The organism is Duganella callida (assembly GCF_004614165.1).
Lineage (GTDB): Bacteria > Pseudomonadota > Gammaproteobacteria > Burkholderiales > Burkholderiaceae_D > Rugamonas > Rugamonas callida.
Window position 1 is genome coordinate 1 of sequence record NZ_SPVG01000215.1, and the last position, 7,284, is coordinate 7,284.

The 7,284-nt window shown below is 65.9% G+C and carries 10 protein-coding genes; 8 read left to right on the top strand and 2 right to left on the bottom strand.

Features of this window, described 5'->3' with window-relative positions; genetic code table 11:
- The 3 genes from minC to minE all read left to right on the top strand — a co-directional run.
- Window positions 1-428: septum site-determining protein MinC (gene minC, locus E4L98_RS21985; protein WP_229257509.1), on the top strand; the 428-nt coding region annotated here is incomplete at its 5' end.
- A 28-nt stretch (window positions 429-456) separates the two neighbouring features.
- Window positions 457-1,272, top strand: coding sequence for a septum site-determining protein MinD (gene minD / locus E4L98_RS21990; RefSeq protein ID WP_135203683.1), 816 nt, complete (start codon window positions 457-459; stop codon window positions 1,270-1,272).
- Between the two features lie 2 nt (window positions 1,273-1,274).
- Complete coding sequence (minE, locus tag E4L98_RS21995) at window positions 1,275-1,526, top strand: cell division topological specificity factor MinE (protein WP_072782712.1); 252 nt, start codon at window positions 1,275-1,277, stop codon at window positions 1,524-1,526.
- Here the strand turns inward: minE and E4L98_RS22000 are convergent.
- Complete coding sequence (locus E4L98_RS22000) at window positions 1,523-2,035, bottom strand: hypothetical protein (RefSeq protein WP_135203684.1); 513 nt, start codon at window positions 2,033-2,035, stop codon at window positions 1,523-1,525. The genes minE and E4L98_RS22000 overlap by 4 nt on opposite strands.
- A gap of 235 nt (window positions 2,036-2,270) precedes the next feature.
- On the opposite strand from E4L98_RS22000, the gene E4L98_RS22005 reads away from it, so the two are divergent.
- The 5 genes from E4L98_RS22005 (at window position 2,271) to prmC (ending at window position 6,882) form a co-directional block, all read left to right on the top strand.
- Window positions 2,271-2,960, top strand: a complete 690-nt coding sequence (locus E4L98_RS22005) for a response regulator transcription factor (RefSeq protein ID WP_135203685.1) — start codon at window positions 2,271-2,273, stop codon at window positions 2,958-2,960.
- A 107-nt stretch (window positions 2,961-3,067) separates the two neighbouring features.
- Window positions 3,068-4,342: a glutamyl-tRNA reductase gene (hemA, locus tag E4L98_RS22010; protein WP_135203686.1), complete on the top strand. Its 1,275-nt coding sequence runs from the start codon at window positions 3,068-3,070 to the stop codon at window positions 4,340-4,342.
- Window positions 4,343-4,408: 66 nt separating this feature from the next.
- A complete protein-coding gene (gene prfA / locus E4L98_RS22015; RefSeq protein WP_135203687.1) occupies window positions 4,409-5,488 on the top strand; it encodes a peptide chain release factor 1 in 1,080 nt (359 codons plus the stop codon).
- A 77-nt stretch (window positions 5,489-5,565) separates the two neighbouring features.
- Entirely contained in the window at window positions 5,566-6,036 is a 471-nt protein-coding gene (locus E4L98_RS22020) for a disulfide bond formation protein B (protein WP_135203689.1), read from the top strand.
- A gap of 3 nt (window positions 6,037-6,039) precedes the next feature.
- Window positions 6,040-6,882, top strand: a complete 843-nt coding sequence (prmC, locus tag E4L98_RS22025) for a peptide chain release factor N(5)-glutamine methyltransferase (protein WP_205746804.1) — start codon at window positions 6,040-6,042, stop codon at window positions 6,880-6,882.
- On the opposite strand, the gene E4L98_RS30140 is transcribed toward prmC, so the two are convergent.
- A partial coding sequence (locus tag E4L98_RS30140; protein WP_167761412.1) for a hypothetical protein occupies window positions 6,857-7,284 on the bottom strand: 428 nt, incomplete at its 5' end. The two genes, prmC and E4L98_RS30140, sit on opposite strands and share 26 nt — an antisense overlap.

Here is a 7,284-nt window from a genome sequence, read left to right on the forward strand (position 1 = left end):
GCCCGGCAGCGGCGCCGGCGCCGACCCCGGTGGCGGTGGCCGCCGCCCAGGCCCAGCCGGTCGAGGGCCACGCCAACGGCACCGAAGTGATGATCATCGACACCCCGGTGCGCGCCGGCCAGCGCATTTACGCGCGCGGCTGCGACCTGGTGGTGACGGCCGTGGTCAACAACGGCGCGGAAATCATCGCCGACGGCAGCATCCACGTCTACGCCACGCTCAACGGCCGTGCGCTGGCCGGCGCCTCGGGCAACAGCCAGGCGCGGATTTTTGCCATGAACATGGCGCCGGAGCTGGTCTCGATCGCCGGCGTGTACCGCACCTTCGAAGACGGCTTCCCGGCGGAGTACGCACGCGCGCCCGCGCAAATCCGCTTGGTTGGCGACCGAATCGATATACTATCTGTCAATTCTGCAACCCGCGCTTGAAAAAACTTTACCAGTGAAGGATTAATTTGTGGCGAGAATTATTGTTGTGACGTCCGGCAAGGGCGGGGTGGGCAAGACCACCACCAGCGCCAGCTTCTCCACCGGCCTGGCCCTGCGCGGGCACAAGACCGCGGTGATCGACTTCGACGTCGGCCTGCGCAACCTCGACCTGATCATGGGCTGCGAACGCCGCGTGGTGTACGACCTGATCAACGTGATCAACAAGGAAGCGACCCTGACCCAGGCGCTGATCAAGGACAAGCACTGCGACAACCTGTTCATCCTGCCAGCCTCGCAGACGCGCGACAAGGATGCGCTGTCGGAGGACGGCGTGGAGGAAGTCCTGCACGAGATGATCAACATGGGCTTCGAGTTCATCATCTGCGACTCGCCGGCCGGCATCGAGCACGGCGCGCTGATGGCGCTGACCTTTGCCGACGAGGCCATCATCGTCACCAACCCGGAAGTGTCGTCGGTGCGCGATTCCGACCGCATCCTCGGCATCATCCAGGCCAAGTCGCGCCGCGCCCAGACCGGCGGCGAGCCGGTCAAGGAACACCTGCTGATCACCCGTTACTCGCCCAAGCGCGTGGAACAGGACGAAATGCTGTCGTATGGCGACGTGCAGGAAATTCTGCGCATCCCGCTGATCGGCATCATCCCCGAATCGGAACAGGTGCTGCATGCTTCGAACCAGGGTAACCCGGCTATCCATTTCAAGGGCACCGATGTGGCGCAAGCCTACGAGGACGTGGTGACGCGCTTCCTCGGCCAGGACGTGCCGCTGCGCTTCACCAACTACGAGAAGCCGGGCCTGTTGCAGCGTATCTTTGGGAGCAAGTAACCATGGCCCTGCTGTCCTTCCTGTTTCCGCCCAAGCCCAAGACCGCCACCGCGGCCAAGGAGCGCCTGCAGATCATCATCGCGCGCGAGCGCAGCGGCCGCGCCGGCCCCGACTTCCTGCCGGCGCTGCACAAGGAACTGATCGAGGTGATCTCCAAGTACACCAAGGTCAACGCCGACGACATCAAGATCTCGCTCGACCGCCAGGGCAACCTGGAAGTGCTCGACGTCAACGTGGTGCTGCCGGACGCCTAAGCGCTCTGGTGCACCCCGGCCACCAGCAACTCCTGCGCCACCTTGGCGCAGGCGTCGACATGCTGGTAGCCGATCTGGCGGAACGCCAAAAAGCCGATGCCGGCCGACGCCAGCTGCCCGGCCAGCGGCACGAACTTGCCAGCTTGTTTCGCGACCGCCTTGAACCCCGTGCGTTTCAAGACTTGCAACACCACTTCGCGCGTCATCACCTTTCCCACCAGCATGCCACCGACGCTGATCGCCGCCTCATAAGCCAGCACGCGGAATTTCGGTTTCAGCCGCTCGATTTGCTGCTGGGACAGACCGAATTCCTGATTGATATCGTCAATTAACAACGCGAACAGACGCAAATCTGAAACTATATCAAGGCCCGGAACCGGCACCGCGGCCACGCCGGCCGACATCATGGCGCGCCGCCGCACCAGCTGCCGGCACCGCTCGCGCACTGCGGCAATGTCGTTTTCCGAGGCGGGCACCAGGGTCCAATGTGTGTCTTTTTTGCTGCTCATGAGCACTCCTCGCCCCTACTGGGCGTTCTTTCCACTTTTCAACTTCTGCATTGAACTCGGCGTTTTTCCAGTGTACCGTGTAATCAATCCCGGCGGGCGCACGGTGAAATTGGTATTGCCGCTAGAATAATTCATATACCTTAAAGAAAAATATTTAGCCTTTTTGCTAACTGAATTGTCAATCTCTGTTATATTTACCGTGAGTTGTTCTTAACATTTTCCTACAGGCAGTAGTATGAGAATCGCCGTACTTGATAATGACCGCAGCCAGGCCGACCTGATCTGCCAGGTGTTGACCTCGGCAGGTCACATCTGCCACAGCTTCCAGACTTCCAAAGACTTGCTGGCGCAGTTGCGCAAGGACAGCTACGACATGCTGATCCTCGACTGGCAGGTGGTCGACCTGGGCGGTGCCGAGGTGCTGCGCCGCGCGCGCGAAAAGCTGCCCGACAACGCCCCGGTGCTGTTCCTCACCACCAGTTCGGGCGAGGACGACATCGTCGCCGGCCTGGCGGCGGGCGCCGACGATTACATGATCAAGCCGCTGCGCCGCAGCGAAATGGTGGCTCGCGTGCAAGCCTTGTTGCGCCGCGCCTACCCGACCCAGAATGGCGCGGAACAATTGCAGTTTGGCCAATATGTGTTCGAAACCCGCCCCGGCCGCCTGCTGATGGACGGCATCGTGCTGGACGTCACCCACAAGGAGTTCTACCTGGCCTTGTTGTTTTTCCGCAATATCGGCCGGCCGCTGTCGCGCGCCTACATCCACGAGGCGGTCTGGATACGCGAAACCGCCATCCCGTCGCGCACCATGGACACCCACGTCTCGCGCGTGCGCAACAAACTGCATTTGAAACCGGAAAACGGCTTCCGCCTGGTGCCCGTGTACAGCTACGGTTACCGCCTGGAAAAACTCGGCGCATGATGTCGGGCAGGGAACTGCTCTCCATTTAGGCAGTCCACCGGGCAACATCCGGCCACCCGCGCTATAATGGCCGCATATAGACCGCCCACTGACCGCCTGGACCCGAAATGCAGCTGCTTGCCGTCGGCCTCAACCACAACACCGCCCCGGTCTCGCTCCGCGAGCAGCTGGCGTTCGCGCCTGACCAGCTGGGGCAGGCGGTGGTGGCGGCGCGCTCGTGGTTCGCGCGCACCGATTCGCGCGGCGGCGACGAGGCAGCCATCCTGTCGACCTGCAACCGCACCGAACTGTACGCGGCCAGCACCGCGCCCGACCCGCTCGACGCCGGCGCCCATTTCCTCGCCGATTTCCACCGGCTCAACTATGCCGAACTGCGCCCGCACCTGTACATGCTGCCGCAGCACGACGCCGTGCGCCACACCTTCCGCGTCGCCTCCGGCCTCGATTCCATGGTACTGGGCGAAACCCAGATCCTCGGCCAGATCAAGGACGCGATCCGCACCGCCGACGAGGCGGGCGGCCTCGGCACCTATCTGCACCAGCTGTTCCAGCGCTCGTTCTCGGTCGCCAAGGAAGTGCGCAGCACCACCGAGATCGGCGCCCACAGCGTGTCGATGGCGGCCGCCGCCGTGCGCCTGTCGCAGCGCATCTTCGACAAGATCTCGGCGCAGAACGTGCTGTTCATCGGCGCCGGCGAGATGATCGAACTGTGCGCCACCCACTTCGCCGCGCAAAACCCGCAATCGATCACCATCGCCAACCGCACGCTGGAGCGCGGCGAAGTGCTGGCGCACCGCTTCGGCGGCCGCGCCATCCGCCTGGCCGACCTGCAGGACCAGCTGCACCGCTACGACATCGTGATCTCCTGCACCGCCTCGTCGCTGCCGCTGATCGGCCTGGGCATGGTGGAGCGCGCGATCAAGGCGCGCCGCCACAAGCCCATGTTCATGGTCGACCTGGCCGTGCCGCGCGACATCGAGCCGGAAGTGGCGCGCCTCAACGACGCCTTCCTGTACACCGTCGACGACCTCGGCAAGGTGGTCCAGACCGGGCTGGAAAACCGCCAGGCCGCCGTGGCCCAGGCCGAGGCCATCATCGAAACCCGGGTGCAGTCGTTCATGCACTGGATCGACGACCGCGCCGTGGTGCCGGTGATCCAGCACCTGCAGGAAAACGGCGAAGCGCTGCGCCAGGCCGAACTGGACCGCGCGCGCAGGATGCTGGCCAAGGGCGCCGACGTCGACGCCGTGCTGGAAGCGCTGTCCAAGGGCCTGACCGCCAAGTTCATGCACGGCCCGCAGCAGGCGCTGCACCGTGCCCAGGGCGAGGAACGCGCCCAGCTGGCCGAACTGCTGCCGCAGATGTTCCGCGGCCGCCGTTAGCGCGCCGCTCCGCACCACCTCCCCGCCGCGCCGCCGCGGCCCGCACCACCTCTCACCGAACACGCTATGAAACCATCCATGCTGGCCAAGCTCGACCAACTGGCAAACCGTCTGGTCGAACTCGATGAATTGCTGATGTCCGAAGGCGCCACCAACAACATGGACGCCTACCGCAAGATGAACCGCGAGCACGCCGAGCTCGGCCCGCTGGTGGCGGTCTACCAGTCCTACCAGCAAGCGCTGGCCGACATCGCCGCCGCCGAAGAAATGCTGGCCGATCCCGACATGAAGGAGTTCGCGCAGGAGGAAATCGCCGCCGCCAGGGAGCGCACCGCCGCGCTCGACGTCGAGCTGCAGAAGATGCTGCTGCCCAAGGACGCCAACGACGAGCGCAACGTGTTCCTGGAAATCCGCGCCGGCACCGGCGGCGACGAGTCGGCGCTGTTCGCCGGCGACCTGCTGCGCATGTACACCCGCTTTGCCGAGCGCAACCGCTGGCAGGTCGAGATCGTCTCCTCGTCCGATTCCGACCTGGGCGGCTACCGCGAAGTGATCGTGCGCCTGGTCGGCAACGGCGTCTACTCGAAGCTGAAATTCGAATCGGGCGGCCACCGCGTGCAGCGCGTGCCGGCCACCGAGACCCAGGGCCGCATCCACACCTCGGCCTGCACGGTGGCGGTGATGCCGGAGGCGGACGAGGTCGAAGACGTCAACATCAACCCGTCCGAACTGCGCATCGACACCTTCCGCGCCTCGGGCGCCGGCGGCCAGCACATCAACAAGACCGATTCGGCGGTGCGCATCACCCACCTGCCGACCGGCATCGTGGTCGAGTGCCAGGACGACCGCTCGCAGCACAAGAACAAGGCCCAGGCCATGAAGGTGCTGGCCACCCGCATCAAGGACGTGCAGCTGCGCGAAGCCCAGGCCAAGGAGGCGGCCACCCGCAAGAGCCTGATCGGTTCCGGCGACCGCAGCGAGCGCATCCGCACCTACAATTACCCGCAGGGGCGCATGACCGACCACCGCATCAACCTCACCCTGTACAAGCTGGACTTCATCATGGACGGCGACCTGAACGAACTGGTCACCGCGCTGGTGGCCGAGCACCAGGCCGAACAGCTGGCGGCGCTGGCCGATGATTAAGATGGCGCTAAGGTGAAAATAGCAAGATTGTGCGAAAATTGCCCGATTATTCTTCCGCCACCGGCCCTGACCCCATGATGATCCATACCCGTTCCCTGCTGCTGTCCATCGCCCTCGCCGCGTTCGGCATGATCGGCGTCGCCCTGTACCTGCAGCACGGCCTGGACATGCTGCCTTGCCCGCTGTGCGTGATCCAGCGCTACCTGTTCATCGCCATCGGCATCGTCGCCCTGATCGGCGCCTACACGCGCCAGCCCAAGCTCTGGACCGGCCTCGGCCTGCTGGCCGCGCTGGGCGGCCTGGGCACGGCCGGCAAGCACCTGTGGGTGCTGGCCCACCCGGGCCTGTCGTGCGGCATCGACCCGATGGAAACTTTCCTCAACAAGATCCCCACCGCCACCTATCTGCCCTTCCTGTTCCGGGCCGACGGCCTGTGCGAAGACGCGCTGGCGCCGTGGTTCGGCCTGTCGATCCCGCAGTGGTCGTTCCTCGGCTTCGGCCTGTTCACCCTGGCGCTGGGCTGGCTGCTGATCCGCCGCGCGCGCTGACCCATGATCGACGATCTGAGCGCCATCCGCGCCGGCGTCAGCGTCGGCGCGCTGCAAGTGCAATCGCTGCTCGACGCGCTGGACAACCGCGTGCTGCTGTGCCACGCGCTGCGGCTCAACCGCGTCGGCCTGATCACCCAGTCGGAACGCGCGCTGACGGAGCAAGAGGCACAGCGCTTCAGCCTGCTGGTGCAACGGCGCCTGGCCGGCGAGCCGGTGGCCTACCTGGTCGGCCAGCGCGAATTCTACGGCCTGCCGTTCGAAGTCAGCGGCGCCGTGCTGATCCCGCGTCCCGACACCGAACTGCTGGTCGAACTGACCATCGAGCGCACGCCGCCACAGGGCCGCGTGCTGGACATGGGCACCGGCAGCGGCGCCATCGCGGTGGCGGTGGCGCACAGCCGGCGCGACGCCGCCGTCACCGCGCTCGACGTCAGCGCCGACGCGCTGGCCGTGGCCAGCCGCAATGCCCAGGCCAACAATGTGCTGGTCACCTTCCTGCACAGCGACTGGTACGGCGCGCTGCACGGCGCCGCGCCGTTCGACGTGATCGCCGCCAACCCGCCCTACATCGCCAGCGGCGACCGCCACCTGGCCGAAGGCGACCTGCGCTACGAACCGGTCAACGCGCTGACCGACCACGCCGACGGCCTGTCGGCGCTGCGCCGCATCATTGCCGGCGCGCCGGCCCATCTGCAGCCGCGCGGCTGGCTGCTGCTGGAACACGGCTACGACCAGGCGGCCGCCGTGCGCGCGCTGCTGGCCGCCGGCGGCTACGTCGAGGTGCAAAGCTGGCGCGACCTGGCCGGCATCGAACGCGTCAGCGGCGCCCGTCTTCCAGCCTGATCTGCAAACGCCGGCGCAGCGCCGCCAACAGCATGGCCGGCGGCGCCGGCTTGTACAACACCTCGCTGAAATCGTCCGGCCGCCGCGGCGGCAGCATGGCATGCAGCAGCACCGGCGGCGCCTCCGCGCGCGGCCAGAGATCCCACACGCTTTCGTCGGCGCACAGGATCAGGTTGGGCTCGCGCGCGTCCGGCTCGTACTGCACATCGAATTCCGCGCTTTCCAGGATCTCGCTCAGATAATCCTGCATCGGCTGGTGCGGTTCCAGCAGCAGGATCGCGCAGCCGCTGCCGAACGGCTCCGGCCAGTCGAACTGCGGCGACGGCGGCAGCGCGTCGGCCTCGGCCGCCAGCGGCGCGGCGATGCTGAAGCGCAGGCCGTCGTCGCCGCTCTGCTGCAGCT